This is a genomic window from Enterobacter cloacae complex sp. 2024EL-00227 (assembly GCF_043945315.1).
GTDB lineage: Bacteria > Pseudomonadota > Gammaproteobacteria > Enterobacterales > Enterobacteriaceae > Enterobacter > Enterobacter roggenkampii.
The window spans coordinates 294,852-308,725 of sequence record NZ_JBIMQP010000003.1; the positions used below are offsets into that span (position 1 = coordinate 294,852).

At 50.3% G+C, this 13,874-nt stretch carries 11 protein-coding genes, 2 tRNA genes and 1 other RNA gene; 7 read left to right on the forward strand and 7 right to left on the reverse strand.

The window, feature by feature from the left end; genetic code table 11:
- Positions 1–77: 77 nt before the first annotated feature.
- Positions 78–1,709: an oligopeptide ABC transporter substrate-binding protein OppA gene (gene oppA, locus ACHH0Z_RS07135; protein ID WP_008502785.1), complete on the reverse strand. Its 1,632-nt coding sequence runs from the start codon at positions 1,707–1,709 to the stop codon at positions 78–80.
- 770 nt (positions 1,710–2,479) lie between these two features.
- Positions 2,480–3,127, reverse strand: coding sequence for a YchE family NAAT transporter (locus ACHH0Z_RS07140; RefSeq protein WP_021240330.1), 648 nt, complete (start codon positions 3,125–3,127; stop codon positions 2,480–2,482).
- Positions 3,128–3,605: 478 nt separating this feature from the next.
- On the opposite strand from ACHH0Z_RS07140, the gene adhE reads away from it, so the two are divergent.
- Positions 3,606–6,284, forward strand: a complete 2,679-nt coding sequence (gene adhE / locus ACHH0Z_RS07145; protein WP_008502783.1) for a bifunctional acetaldehyde-CoA/alcohol dehydrogenase — start codon at positions 3,606–3,608, stop codon at positions 6,282–6,284.
- A 68-nt stretch (positions 6,285–6,352) separates the two neighbouring features.
- Here adhE and tdk read toward each other — a convergent pair whose 3' ends face one another.
- Positions 6,353–6,967 carry a thymidine kinase gene (gene tdk, locus ACHH0Z_RS07150; RefSeq protein WP_008502782.1) on the reverse strand — a complete coding sequence of 205 codons (615 nt, stop codon included), beginning with the start codon at positions 6,965–6,967 and terminating at the stop codon, positions 6,353–6,355.
- 549 nt (positions 6,968–7,516) lie between these two features.
- On the opposite strand from tdk, the gene hns reads away from it, so the two are divergent.
- The gene (hns, locus tag ACHH0Z_RS07155; RefSeq protein ID WP_008502781.1) at positions 7,517–7,930 is read left to right on the forward strand and encodes a histone-like nucleoid-structuring protein H-NS; all 414 of its coding nucleotides are present in this window, start codon (positions 7,517–7,519) and stop codon (positions 7,928–7,930) included.
- 201 nt (positions 7,931–8,131) lie between these two features.
- On the opposite strand, the gene galU is transcribed toward hns, so the two are convergent.
- The 3 genes from galU to rssA all read right to left on the reverse strand — a co-directional run bounded on the left by galU (position 8,132) and on the right by rssA (position 11,248).
- A complete protein-coding gene (gene galU / locus ACHH0Z_RS07160; RefSeq protein ID WP_008502780.1) occupies positions 8,132–9,040 on the reverse strand; it encodes a UTP--glucose-1-phosphate uridylyltransferase GalU in 909 nt (302 codons plus the stop codon).
- A gap of 200 nt (positions 9,041–9,240) precedes the next feature.
- Entirely contained in the window at positions 9,241–10,254 is a 1,014-nt protein-coding gene (gene rssB / locus ACHH0Z_RS07165) for a two-component system response regulator RssB (RefSeq protein ID WP_021240333.1), read from the reverse strand.
- A gap of 91 nt (positions 10,255–10,345) precedes the next feature.
- The gene (gene rssA / locus ACHH0Z_RS07170) at positions 10,346–11,248 is read right to left on the reverse strand and encodes a patatin-like phospholipase RssA (protein WP_021240334.1); all 903 of its coding nucleotides are present in this window, start codon (positions 11,246–11,248) and stop codon (positions 10,346–10,348) included.
- A 114-nt stretch (positions 11,249–11,362) separates the two neighbouring features.
- Here rssA and ACHH0Z_RS07175 point away from each other — a divergent pair, with 114 nt between their 5' ends.
- The 5 genes from ACHH0Z_RS07175 (at position 11,363) to ACHH0Z_RS07195 (ending at position 13,248) form a co-directional block, all read left to right on the forward strand.
- On the forward strand, positions 11,363–11,821 hold the full coding sequence (locus ACHH0Z_RS07175; protein ID WP_032652249.1) for a YchJ family protein: 459 nt from the start codon (positions 11,363–11,365) through the stop codon (positions 11,819–11,821).
- A 46-nt stretch (positions 11,822–11,867) separates the two neighbouring features.
- Positions 11,868–12,710 carry a formyltetrahydrofolate deformylase gene (gene purU, locus ACHH0Z_RS07180; RefSeq protein WP_021240336.1) on the forward strand — a complete coding sequence of 281 codons (843 nt, stop codon included), beginning with the start codon at positions 11,868–11,870 and terminating at the stop codon, positions 12,708–12,710.
- Positions 12,711–12,867: 157 nt separating this feature from the next.
- Positions 12,868–12,952 (forward strand) — tRNA-Tyr (locus ACHH0Z_RS07185).
- A 35-nt stretch (positions 12,953–12,987) separates the two neighbouring features.
- Positions 12,988–13,072 (forward strand) — tRNA-Tyr (locus tag ACHH0Z_RS07190).
- A 45-nt stretch (positions 13,073–13,117) separates the two neighbouring features.
- Positions 13,118–13,248, forward strand: a non-coding RNA gene (locus ACHH0Z_RS07195) — RtT sRNA.
- A gap of 77 nt (positions 13,249–13,325) precedes the next feature.
- Here ACHH0Z_RS07195 and ACHH0Z_RS07200 read toward each other — a convergent pair.
- The gene (locus ACHH0Z_RS07200) at positions 13,326–13,769 is read right to left on the reverse strand and encodes an Lrp/AsnC family transcriptional regulator (protein ID WP_021240337.1); all 444 of its coding nucleotides are present in this window, start codon (positions 13,767–13,769) and stop codon (positions 13,326–13,328) included.
- Between the last annotated feature and the right edge of the window lie 105 nt (positions 13,770–13,874).

Consider the following 13,874-nt stretch of genomic DNA (forward strand, 5'->3'; position numbering starts at 1 on the left):
ACCTTCTGGCGTGTGCCTATATAATGTGACGTTGGTTAGACACCGTGGGGCGAGCACGCCCGCCCCACTCATTGCCATTAATGCTTGATAATATACAAGTTTTTAACGTAGATATTATCCATCGGGTCTTTACCGGTGTACCCACCTACCCACGGTTTCACCAGACGGGCGTTAACGTAGTAGTAAACCGGAACGATCGCGGAATCTTTATCCAGCTGCTGCTCAGCTTTAGAGTACAGTTCAGTACGCTGTGCTTCGTCAGTGGTTTTCAGCGTGTCGGCAATCAGCTTGTCAAACGCCGGGCTCTTATAGTGCGCGGTGTTGTTTGAGCTGTCGCTCAGCATGGTGTTCAGGAAGGAGGTCGGTTCGTTATAGTCCGCACACCAGCCGGCACGCGCCACGTCAAAGGTGCCCTGATGACGGCTGTCGAGGAAGGTCTTCCACTCCTGGTTCTCCAGCTTCACGTTCGCGCCCAGGTTCTTTTTCCAGATCGAGGCGACGGCGATAGCCAGTTTTTTGTGCAGATCGGACGTGTTGTACAACAGGCTGAAGGTCAGCGGCTTATCGGCGGTATAGCCCGCTTCGGCCAGCAGTTTCTTCGCTTCTGCGTTACGCTGTTCCTGCGTCTGTTTGAACCAGTCTGGCTCGGTCAGTTTTGCGCCATCGGTGTAAGGAGGGGTATAGCTGTATGCCGGCAGATCGCCCTGGTTTTTCACTTTGTTCACGATGATATCGCGATCCAGTGCCAGCTTCAGCGCAGTACGAACACGTACGTCGGTGAACGGTGCTTTCTGGTTGTTGATTTCATAGTAGTAGGTGCACAGGTACGGGTCGACGTGAACTTCTTTCGGGATCTCTTTCTTCAGCTTCTGGAACAGTTCAATCGGCATGTTGTTATAGGTCATGTCGATTTCGCCGCTGCGGTAGCGGTTGACGTCAGTCACTTCGGAAGAAATTGGCAGGTATGTCACCTGATTAATCACGGTTTTAGCGTTGTCCCAGTATTGCGGGTTACGCTCAAGCACCATACGCTCGTTGACCACCCAGTCTTTCAGCTTATAGGCGCCGTTGGTCACGATATTGGCAGGCTGGGTCCATTTTTCACCAAATTTTTCCACCGCGGATTTTGGTACCGGGGAGACGGACGGGTGAACCAGCAGCTTATAGAAGTACGGAACAGGTTCGCTCAACGTGACTTCGAAGGTATTGGCATCGATCGCTTTAACGCCCAGATCGGTGATCGGTTTTTTGCCCGCGATGATGTCATCAATATTGGCAATATGGCCATATTGCAGGTAGCTCGCATACGGGGAGGCGGTCGTTGGATTCGCCAGACGCTGCCAGCTATAAACGAAATCTTCAGCCGTGACCGGCGTACCGTCGGACCATTTCGCATCTTTACGCAGATGGAAGGTCCAGACTTTGAAATCTTTGTTTTCCCATTTTTCTGCCACGCCCGGTGCCGGGTGGCCGTCTACGTCAGTTACCAGCAGGCCTTCGAACAGGTCGCGGTTAACGTTAGACTCAGGAACACCTTCAATTTTGTGCGGGTCAAGAGACTGAACTTCCGCACCGTTGTTACGCACCAGCGTCTGCTTCTCCGCCAGCTGAACACCTGCAGGAACGTCCGCAGCCATTGCAGCGTTTCCCGCGATTAGCGCAGTTAAAATCCCCGCCGCTACCAGATTTTTTTTTGTGATGATGGACATTGTGTTGATACTCCACTCATTATAATGACTGGCCTTCGCCAGCTGTGTAATCCCCTGTTGGGGCCTGTACAGCGCAGGAGTTTTTTTTGCTGCTGTCAGGTTCTTCTTTTACTGCTTGCTATCACCGACTTTTTTATTACTGACCGCTCGTATGGCAGTCTTGCGTCGATTCTTTACAGGCCTCCCCTGTTTGAGACCTGTTCTGGATATCCGAGATGAGAACCATATGAAAATAATTCTCATCTGATTGTTTTATGCTGCAAAATATTAGGCCGGAAAGTATCAAATGGCGTAATCGTGCGCCAATACATTTTGCAAATTTGTTAAGCAATTCTCTTTTACGGTGAGTACCGTATCGTTGAGGGCAGCCCTGCCGGACATCGAACATCACAATAAAGACATGATATTCAATAGGATAGAGAAAATTCTCTCTACAAGCGCGTCACTGCGCTATCATCGCGTGATTTTGTACAAAAATTTAACAACTGGTTATTATTTAGCACATTCATCTAGGGGAATGTTGAAATTACTAATATCATTTCGGTTATCTCTCAGCAAGCCCCAGAGTATCATGTGAGTAAAATAACAGAGCGATCGAAGATTTTCTGCGCAGGCGGGGTAAGGCGGAATTAATAACCTATTGAAATACAAGAAATGAACATTATTAGTAGAATTTATTATGATATGTGAGCATTTCAACTTTAGTTATATGATTTGCTGATAATCACGTAAAAAAACGGAGCCGTCGCTCCGTTCTTTCATATGAAGTATTAATGCAATAATCCGGGGAAAATGCTTTTAATACCCGTTACGATGAATTCGATCCCTAACGCCATCAGCAACAGGCCCATGATACGCGTAATGACGTTGATGCCCGTCTGACCCAGCAAGCGCACCAGCCAGGGTGCCATGCGGAACACGCCCCAACAGCAGAGCGCAAAAATGGCAATAGCCACGGAAAAGCCAATCAGGTGCATCAGGCTATGATAACGCGTGCCCCAGACAATGGTTGAACTGATGGCCCCAGGACCGGCCATCAGCGGTAAGGCCAGCGGCACCACGCCAATGCTTTCGCGGATGGCGGTTTCTGACTTCTCTTGTTTATTCTGCTTATCCTCGCCCAGCTTACCGCTGATCATGGACATGGCGATGGTCACCACCAGGATCCCACCTGCAATGCGGAAAGAATCTATCGAAATCCCGAAAAGCTGGAGAATGGCGTCACCCAGAAAAAGAGAGGTGAGCAATATGATCGCCACCGACAGGTTAGCGGTGAGGTTGGTCTTATTCCTGGCCGCCGCTGTCTGGTAACTCGTCATACTAATGAAGACAGGAATGATCCCCACCGGGTTGACCAGGGCAAACAAACCAATAAAAAATTTAAAATACGTTGGAAAATCAAAGAGCGTTTGGATCACGTTTTGCTCCGCTTATACATATGCCCTGGATTGACAATTTGTCATGAGAAATCGCGCTGAAGATACCCTTTTTATCAGCATACTTCACTTGAAATCTGTACCAAAACGTTATCATTTCAGGATGTTAAACATTTGTATAATCAATGATAGTGCCGCTTCCAATACTTACGTAATTATTTAACACTGGAAAAATCAGCACGAAATAACCCTGCTGAAAGGTATCAGCTTAGGGGAAAATTGACGCAGATCATGATTTCCGTACTCAGAAGTGAGTAATCTTGGTTACACCCCCAGGGAGGCCACCTGCCAAAAAGGGATGATGCTAAGGTAAGGCTCTTTTAGTAAATTAGTGTGCTGGTGTACAAAGTAACTCTTTGTTTTATTTTGTGTTACGCAAGTGCTATCGGCTCTGTCTATACTGTGTGACGTATCGAGCGCTGGTTTACTAAAAGAGTTTAAACATTATCAGGAGAGCATTATGGCTGTTACTAATATCGCTGAACTGAACGCCCTCGTCGAGCGCGTGAAAAAAGCCCAGCGTGAATATGCCAATTTCACCCAAGAACAGGTTGATAAAATCTTCCGCGCGGCCGCACTGGCTGCTGCAGATGCTCGAATCCCTCTCGCTAAAATGGCCGTTGCCGAATCCGGCATGGGTATCGTTGAAGATAAAGTGATCAAAAACCACTTTGCTTCAGAGTATATCTACAACGCCTATAAAGATGAGAAAACCTGTGGCGTGCTGTCAGAAGACGACACCTTCGGTACTATCACCATCGCTGAACCTATCGGCATTATCTGCGGTATCGTTCCGACCACTAACCCAACGTCTACCGCTATCTTCAAATCACTGATTAGCCTGAAGACCCGTAACGCAATCATCTTCTCTCCACACCCACGTGCGAAAGACGCGACCAACAAAGCTGCAGATATCGTCCTGCAGGCTGCTATCGCTGCGGGTGCACCAAAAGACCTGATTGGCTGGATCGACCAACCTTCTGTTGAGCTGTCCAACGCGCTGATGCATCACCCGGACATTAACCTGATTCTGGCGACCGGTGGTCCTGGCATGGTTAAAGCTGCATACAGCTCCGGTAAACCGGCTATCGGTGTGGGCGCGGGTAACACTCCTGTTGTTATCGACGAAACTGCTGACATCAAACGTGCTGTCGCGTCTGTACTGATGTCTAAAACCTTCGATAACGGTGTAATCTGTGCATCTGAACAGTCTGTTGTAGTTGTGGATTCCGTATATGACGCGGTTCGCGAACGTTTCGCCAGCCACGGCGGCTACCTGCTGCAGGGCAAAGAGCTGAAAGCGGTTCAGGACATCATCCTGAAAAATGGCGCGCTGAACGCCGCTATCGTGGGTCAGCCAGCCTACAAAATTGCTGAACTCGCAGGCTTTACCGTTCCGGCAACAACCAAAATCCTGATCGGTGAAGTGAAAGTTGTTGACGAAAGCGAGCCGTTCGCACACGAAAAACTGTCTCCTACGCTTGCCATGTACCGTGCGAAAGATTTCGAAGAGGCGGTAGAGAAAGCGGAGAAGCTGGTTGCCATGGGCGGTATCGGTCACACCTCTTGTCTGTACACTGACCAGGATAACCAGCCAGAGCGTGTTGCTCACTTCGGTCAGATGATGAAAACCGCACGTATCCTGATCAACACCCCTGCTTCTCAGGGTGGTATCGGTGACCTGTACAACTTTAAACTCGCACCTTCCCTGACTCTGGGTTGTGGTTCCTGGGGTGGTAACTCCATCTCTGAAAACGTTGGTCCAAAACACCTGATCAACAAGAAAACCGTTGCTAAGCGAGCTGAAAACATGTTGTGGCACAAACTTCCGAAATCTATCTACTTCCGCCGTGGCTCTCTGCCAATCGCGCTGGATGAAGTGATTACTGATGGCCACAAACGTGCGCTCATCGTGACTGACCGTTTCCTGTTCAACAACGGCTACGCTGACCAGATCACCTCTGTGCTGAAAGCGGCTGGCGTCGAAACTGAAGTGTTCTTCGAAGTTGAAGCTGACCCAACCCTGAGCGTGGTACGTAAAGGTGCTGAACTGGCTAACTCCTTCAAACCAGATGTGATTATCGCACTGGGTGGTGGTTCCCCAATGGACGCCGCGAAAATCATGTGGGTGATGTACGAGCATCCAGAAACTCACTTCGAAGAACTGGCGCTGCGCTTTATGGATATCCGTAAACGTATCTACAAGTTCCCGAAAATGGGCGTAAAAGCGAAAATGATCGCGGTCACCACCACTTCCGGTACCGGTTCAGAAGTCACGCCATTCGCGGTAGTAACAGACGATGCAACCGGTCAGAAATACCCACTGGCTGACTATGCGCTGACGCCAGACATGGCTATCGTTGATGCGAACCTGGTTATGGAGATGCCGAAGTCACTGTGTGCGTTCGGTGGTCTGGATGCGGTAACTCACGCCCTGGAAGCTTACGTTTCTGTACTGGCATCTGAGTTCTCTGACGGTCAGGCTCTGCAGGCTCTGAAACTGCTGAAAGAAAACCTGCCAGCGTCCTACAACGAAGGGTCTAAAAACCCTGTAGCACGTGAACGTGTCCACAGTGCCGCAACCATCGCCGGTATCGCGTTTGCCAACGCCTTCCTGGGTGTTTGCCACTCAATGGCGCACAAACTGGGCTCACAGTTCCACATTCCTCACGGTCTGGCGAACGCCCTGCTGATCAGCAACGTTATCCGTTATAACGCTAACGACAACCCAACCAAGCAGACTGCTTTCAGCCAGTACGACCGCCCACAAGCACGTCGTCGCTATGCTGAAATCGCTGACCACCTTGGTCTGAGCGCACCGGGCGACCGCACTGCTGCCAAGATTGAGAAACTGCTGGCATGGCTGGAAAGCCTGAAAGCTGAACTGGGTATTCCTAAGTCAATCCGTGAAGCGGGCGTACAGGAAGCTGACTTCCTTGCTCACGTAGATAAGCTGTCTGAAGATGCATTCGATGACCAGTGTACTGGTGCTAACCCGCGCTACCCACTGATCTCCGAGCTGAAACAGATTCTGCTGGATACCTACTACGGTCGTGAGTTCAAAGAAGGTGACGTTGCCGCTGTGAAAACAGAAGCCTCTGTCATCAAAGCTGACAAGAAAGCGAAGAAAAGCGCTTAATTGACATCAGCAGATGAAAAACCCGCCTTTATGGCGGGTTTTTTTATGTGTGAATAATAAGCCAGACGTTATTTTCTGTTGTCGTGCTGAATCGCCGTCAGCGAGCCTACAGACAGCGCTTCTTTATAATGCTTACGGCAGACCGAAACATAGCGTTCATTACCGCCTATCACCACCTGCTCGCCATCTGCATAAGGTTTCCCGGCCTGGTCGAGACGAAGCACCATGCTCGCTTTACGACCGCAGAAGCAGATCGTTTTCAGTTCGACAAGTTTATCCGACCAGGCGAGCAAATACTGGCTCCCTTCAAAAAGCTCGCCGCGGAAATCCGTGCGCAGGCCATAACACAGCACGGGGATATCAAGCTCATCGACTACCTCTGACAGGGCATGGACCTGTTCACGCGTCAGAAACTGGCTTTCATCGACCAGGACACAATGAATGGGCTGCGCAGCATGTTCTGCACGAATGTCTTCAAACAGATCGGTTTTCGGGTTAAACAGCCTTGCAGGCGACGAGAGCCCTATTCTGGAGCTCACCTTACCCGCGCCAAAGCGATCGTCAATTTCCGCCGTATAAACAACGGTACGCATCCCTCGCTCCTGGTAATTGTATGAGGATTGCAGCAGCGCGGTGGATTTCCCGGCATTCATTGCCGAATAGTAGAAATAAAGTTGTGCCATTGGCCGTAAAACCCTAATCAATGTGTAATATTCCCGATGAGTCATTGTACCATATTTTGTCTGGTCATCAGCGATGCAACGCACAGAGGATGCAGTTCAGTACGCCGTTCAGTACCGTCTGTTTAACAAAATAACCCGTTAAAACATGAAGTAAACGCATTCAGCCAGACGACGAGGTTATAAGTTCAACCAAACATAACACTTCTTTTTATAGTGGAATCCGTGTTGTTTAAGATTCACTATTTATTAACTATTTCAGGCTTAACACCAGGGGTGAGAACTAATACAAAAGGCTGATATTTCTCCGCCGCAACTATAATTCCTGCGGGAAATGTCACAAAAAAAAGATGCAGGCGGCCTGTTTTAGCATGCTCAGATGATAACAACCGAGACTGCTGGTTGGCGGAATTTAAGTTAGCGTAATTAATAATAGCGGCAATATTTAGTATTTTTTGAATTCCTTACATTCCTGGCTATTGCACAACTGAATTTATGGCTCTATTATTAGGTCAACAAACCACCCCCCATTATAAGTTTGAGATTACTACAATGAGCGAAGCACTTAAAATTCTGAACAACATCCGTACTCTTCGTGCGCAGGCAAGAGAATGCACCCTCGAAACGCTTGAAGAAATGCTGGAAAAATTAGAAGTTGTAGTTAATGAACGTCGCGAAGAAGAAAGCGCTGCTGCGGCTGAAATCGAAGAACGTACTCGTAAACTGCAGCAATATCGTGAAATGCTGATTGCTGATGGTATCGATCCAAATGAATTGCTGAACAGCATGGCTGCCGCTAAAACCGGTACTAAAGCAAAGCGTGCTGCCCGTCCTGCTAAATATAGCTACGTTGATGAGAACGGCGAAACTAAAACCTGGACTGGCCAGGGTCGTACTCCTGCTGTTATCAAGAAAGCGATGGATGAGCAAGGTAAACAGCTGGACGACTTCCTGATCAAGGATTAATCGAGCCTTATTCAGAAAAATCCCGCTTATTGCGGGATTTTTTTTAACCTAAATTTGCCGCAAACATCCTCTTACACTCTGTCATAAAGCATTATTTAGCAATTTCATCGACTGTACTTTAAGACAGGTTTTCGGGAGTGTTGCGGGCATAAAAAAACCGGTGGGCAACGCCTCACCGGTTTGAACATTAGCAGCGGTGGCTTATTTCTTAATACCTACGCTCTCTTTGAGCCAGGTTTTAAATTCTTCGCCGAGGGTATTGTGGCGGATACCATATTCAACAAACGCCTGCATATAACCGAGCTTATTACCGCAGTCATGGCTCTTACCTTTCATATGGTAGGCCTCAACGGTCTCTTTCTCGATCAGCATATCGATGGCATCCGTCAGCTGGATCTCATCACCCGCTCCTGGAGGCGTTTTCGCCAGCAGAGGCCAGATCTCAGCACTCAGGACATAGCGACCTACAACAGCAAGGTTTGAAGGCGCTACGTCGGCTTTAGGCTTCTCTACGACGCCAACCATTGGCACACTCTCACCCGGCTCAAGGTTAACGCCTTTGCAGTCAACCACACCGTATGCCGTTACGTCTTCAACAGGCTCAACCATAATCTGGCTGCTGCCGGTTTCGTCGAAACGCTTGATCATTTCAGCCAGGTTATCCTGAGAAAGATCGGATTCGTATTCGTCCAGAATAACGTCAGGCAGAATTACCGCTACAGGCTCATCACCCACGACTGGGTGTGCGCACATAACAGCGTGGCCCAGACCTTTAGCCAGCCCCTGACGAACCTGCATAATGGTGACGTGTGGAGGGCAAATAGACTGAACTTCTTCTAACAGCTGACGCTTAACGCGCTTTTCCAGCATGGCTTCAAGTTCAAAGCTTGTATCGAAATGGTTTTCGATAGAGTTTTTAGATGAATGCGTAACCAGCACAATTTCAGTAATGCCGGCTGCGATACATTCATTCACGACATACTGGATTAATGGCTTATCAACCAGAGGCAGCATCTCTTTAGGAATCGCCTTGGTTGCTGGTAACATCCTGGTCCCCAATCCCGCTACCGGGATAACGGCCTTTCTGACTTTCGAATTTAGGGCAGCCATTCAAATTCTCCTGAGCTGTTCAAGTTTTGAACTTTTATGCAATAAATAACGCGTTGAGTATATCAGTCTCGCCCCGCAGTCCGGGTCTGAAAAGAACGCGTTGCCGATCAATTAGGATAAATACGCATGAAACCGGGCAGCGATAGTAGCACTCCCCGCAAAACACAGGTAAAGCAATCTTAAAATGACGATCCAATTGCTTATTCCGTGGACAACATTAAGCGTAGCCGCCCCCCGGCGCCCCAAATTTGGCACTGCCAGGAGGAACAGCGGTGGCTAATTTGATTAAGATACGCCGTTCCCAACGTCCCAAGCGGTACACCGTTACTCACCTGAATATGGTGTTCACCGGTATTCAGTGATGCATTGAGACCGGCTGAAACGAGGATCAGATTTTTTAAACCGCTGTGGTAATAGCCGACCAATAGCGGAAACTGTCCAGGCAAATTGGCCTGACGAAAAAGCTGGTTTACCTGTTTGAGTAAACTGCCTAACTCCGGCAACCGTTGTCCCTGATGGGATAACTGTTCCTGCAACAAACCATTAAATAGCGCACGAAGAAGCAACGCCGCTAATACACCGTTATCCCCCGCCCGGGTGACATCCAGGGAATAAAACGCAAGGTCAGAGTCAGACAGTGGCGCAATATCCAGCACCAGCCCTGGCTGGTCAGCGGCCACCAGCTGCCGATAATTTACGCGACAGTGGGAAATAGTTTGCTGGACGGGCGGCTGGAGTTCTTGCAACAGTTTCGCCGCAGCAGGCGGATTACTCACCAGAGCGTCCCAGTCCTGGAAAAGACGCTCCTCTTCCTCTACCCGGGAATTAAACATATTCGGATAAAGGCACGCTAAGACCGTTTCTCGCAGCCGGTTCAAATCTTTAACCGGTTTAAGCAGAATATCCTGTACCCCAAGACGTAATGCTTTTGCGATATCCGCCATGTTTTCGGTGGCAGAGATCACCAGAATCGGCGTCTGATTGCCTTCGTTACGCAGATGCTCAACCAGTTTCAGTCCATTCATGCGCGGCATCGCAATGTCGCAAATCATCAAATCGGGCGTAATGCTGATCATTTTTTCCAGGGCGTCGATGCCATCTTCAGCCAGTGACGTCATTGCGCCCAGCGAGGATAACCACGAATCCAGTAGCGATCGGAAAACGGGCTCGTCTTCAACAATCAAAATGTGTTTTCCGGCCAATGGCTGCGTCATGGTTCCTCCCCTGGCTGACAGTAACTAAATAGTGGCATGCGATCGGCACTATCGCCTGTCAGATTTTGCTGAAGTAGTCAAAAAAAGGTGCTTAACGTGCGGTTTGCACAAAAGGCAACAATTCGTCCATTTTCTTTTCGACGGCTAACGAGCCCGCTGCGATGGCGGCCTCAGCCCGATGGAAATCAAGAGTAGAGATTTGCGGACAGTACGGCTGAATAAGAATATCCGGAGGATCGCCTGCCATACGGTTACGTTTAAGGCGATTCTCGAGTACCTGAATTGACGTGGTCATGATTTCTATCGCCGTCGGCGCAGCAACCGAACGACGTGCGGTCATACGCCCGATTCTTCCGCGCAGGCGCTCGTGCCAGGCCAGTTTCTCGCCCTCAGCATCTTCGCTCTGGAGGTTGACCGGCATGAGATCCTGTTGCATCAGGTGGGCGTCGTGCTGCAGGTCGACGGCAATCACGATGTCAGCGCCCATTGCACGCGTCAGAGAGATGGGAACCGGGTTAACGACGCCACCATCGACAAGCCAGTAACCGTTGTGTGGGACAGGCGCCATGAGTCCCGGCATACTGCAGGAGGCACGCACGGCAAGATGGATATCCCCTTCGGTTAGCCAGAGTTCGCGACCTGTACTGAGGTTCGTCGCGACGGCGCCGAAAGGCATCTGACAATCAGTGAAGTCTTCGAGGGGCATAACCTGGCGGAACTGGTTAAAGACGCGTTCGCCGCGCAGCAGTCCACCACGCTGCCAGGAGAGGTCCATCAGACGCAGCACGTCCCAGTAGCTGAAGGAGCGCACCCACGTCTCGAGCTCCGGTAGCTTTCCGCACGCGTAAGCGGAGCCGACAAGCGATCCGATTGAGCACCCTGCAACAATATCGACAGTAATGCCCATCTGATTTAAGGCATTAATCACGCCGATGTGTGACCATCCCCGGGCGGCACCTGAACCCAGCGCCAGCCCAATTTTAACCTTTCTCATTAGTCCTGTTTTACGTCCCCTGGATTCCTGACATGGCATCAACGCAACGCCTCAGTTAACATAGTGCTACCCGAAGCGTTTTACGCCTTTATTTTTTGTTCCAGGAAGAGAATCGTGTCTCAACTCTGCCCTTGTGGTAGCGCTCTGGAGTATAGCCTATGTTGCCAGCGATATCTTTCTGGCGATCAGGTTGCACCAGACCCGTCACACCTTATGCGTTCACGGTACACTGCTTTTGTGATCAAAGACGCAGACTACCTGATTAAAACCTGGCATCCATCCTGCCACGCAGCCGATTTCAAACAGGACATCGAAGCCGGGTTTGCGAACACGCAGTGGCTCGGCCTCACCGTCTATGAATCCTGTCCAGGCAGTCATGAAGATGAAGGTTACGTCAGCTTTGTTGCCCGTTTTACCGAGAACGCTAAGCCTGGCGCCATTATCGAGCGTTCCCGGTTCTTAAAGGAACGCGGGCAATGGTATTATATTGACGGAACGCGTCCACAGTTTGGTCGTAACGATCCCTGTCCGTGTGGTTCAGGTAAAAAATTTAAAAAGTGTTGCGGGCAGTAATGCCTGACAACCCAGACTTCGCAAATACAAACAGGATTTCCCGGCGATGCAATCATTACAACGTAAAGTTCTGCGCACCATCTGTCCCGATCAAAAAGGGCTGATCGCACGAATTACCAACATTTGCTACAAACATGAACTGAATATCGTGCAGAACAACGAGTTCGTTGACCACCGTACCGGCCGCTTCTTCATGCGTACCGAACTGGAAGGTATTTTCAACGACACCACGCTGCTGGCCGATCTGGACAGCGCGCTTCCGGAAGGCTCCGTGCGCGAGCTGACCCCTGCGGGCCGACGCCGCATCGTGATCCTGGTGACTAAAGAAGCACATTGCCTGGGCGACCTGCTGATGAAAGCCAACTACGGCGGTCTGGATGTCGAAATTGCGGCAGTTATTGGCAACCATGAGACGTTGCGCTCGCTGGTCGAGCGCTTTGATATTCCGTTCGAGCTGGTTAGCCATGAAGGCCATACGCGTGAAGAACACGACGACCTGATGGCGCAGGCCATTGAAGCGCATAACCCGGACTACGTGGTGCTGGCGAAATACATGCGCGTGTTAACGCCGTCTTTCGTGGCGCGTTTCCCGAACAAGATCATCAACATCCACCACTCGTTCCTGCCAGCCTTTATTGGTGCGCGTCCATACCACCAGGCCTACGAGCGCGGCGTGAAGATCATCGGCGCGACAGCCCATTACGTGAATGACAACCTGGACGAAGGTCCCATCATCATGCAGGACGTGATTCATGTGGATCACACTTACACCGCTGAGGACATGATGCGTGCAGGGCGTGACGTTGAGAAGAATGTGTTAAGCCGCGCGCTGTATCAGGTACTGGCCCAGCGTGTCTTCGTTTACGGCAACAGAACTATCATTCTTTAATCTTTCGGAAAATGAATTGATTAGCTTTGCGCCTTTACGGATAAAAAGCAGGCAAACAACTTCATTTCCCTAAAGGAAAGCTTTACAGGGGCGTCTCATTTGATATGATGCGCCCCGCTTCCAACAGGAAGCAGGCCAGTAAAAAGCATTACCCCGTGGTGGGGTTCCCGAGCGGCCAAAGGGAGCAGACTGTAAATCTGCCGTCATCGACTTCGAAGGTTCGAATCCTTCCCCCACCACCATCTCTCAGCACGACCTCAAAATTTGAATTACCCCTGGTGGGGTTCCCGAGCGGCCAAAGGGAGCAGACTGTAAATCTGCCGTCATCGACTTCGAAGGTTCGAATCCTTCCCCCACCACCATCATTTTCAAATAACTCCAAATCTTCTGTTCGCACCGGGCATCATGCATTTCCGTAACGGGGAAGGAAGAGAAGCTTCAACTAAGGTTCGATTCGAGCGCAGCGAGAAAGCGTTGCCGAAGGCAACGACCCGAAGGGCGAGGCACAACGCGCCGGGTCATCCTTCCCCCACCACCATCACTTCCCCAACATAAAAAAACCGAGTCCGCCCTTGTAGGCCGGGTAAGGCGCAGCCGCCACCCGGCGACAGAAACCTACATCGGAGGCAAACGACGCCTGACCGGCGAACTCTTCACAATCGACGTATTACACTGGGCATGTTCCGCCAGGCCGTCCAGCAGCGCATCAAGCTGTTCGATTGACCGCACCACCAGCCTGATGACGAAGCAGTCCTCCCCGGTGACTTTGTCGCTCTCAATACACTCCGGCATCGCCTGAATATACTTATCCACCTTATGCAACAGCCCTGGCAACGGCCGTACGCGCACCAGCGCCTGCAGCGTATACCCCAGCGCCGCCAGATTCACCCGCGCACCATACCCCTGAATCACACCGCGCTCTTCCAGCCGCTTCAGGCGCTCTGCCGTACTGGGGGACGTCAGACCGATGCGGCCGCTGAGCACCTTCAACGACATGCGCGCATCCTCAACCAGGCAGGCTAAAATTTGTCGGTCGATATCATCGATAAGGCATTCCATTCATTTCACCTAATTTTAAAAAGTCATTTACCTTTTCAACCTTATCTCACCCCTGTAAAACCCGACAGCGATTTTCGACAATAGCGTCATTAATCAGGAGGTGGA